We start from the raw sequence: 279 nt of genomic DNA, 5'->3' as shown, positions 1-279 counted from the left end.
GCCTTTTATACTTGCCGGAGAATATAGTGTAAAGCAAATTGCAGTGGCAGGAAGTTATAAATTGACCGACACGATCGCCATACTTGAAGATAAAAAAGGCAACATAATTTTATGAGAGATGTTTTTTTCTTTCACTTCTCCCAGCCAGCTTGCTGCAACAACCAAATCTCCATTCTTTACGAGAGGTATAAAATGCCATTCGATATCCATATCTAATGCATCTGTGTAAGTACCACGGTTAAGAAACATATTTTCAATCTTATCAAGGTCATTTTGCAA

1 protein-coding gene is annotated in these 279 nt (G+C 36.6%); it reads right to left on the bottom strand.

What is annotated here, in order from left to right; translation table 11 throughout:
• Positions 1–54 precede the first annotated feature (54 nt).
• The coding region (locus RMT89_RS42625) for a hypothetical protein (protein ID WP_315889131.1) at positions 55–279 on the bottom strand (225 nt) is incomplete at its 5' end.

The sequence above is a fragment of the Streptomyces sp. P17 genome, from assembly GCF_032436805.1.
Taxonomy (GTDB): domain Bacteria; phylum Actinomycetota; class Actinomycetes; order Streptomycetales; family Streptomycetaceae; genus Streptomyces.
Note: the sequence above shows the minus strand (reverse complement) of the source record. Positions and strands in the feature narration are given on the sequence as shown.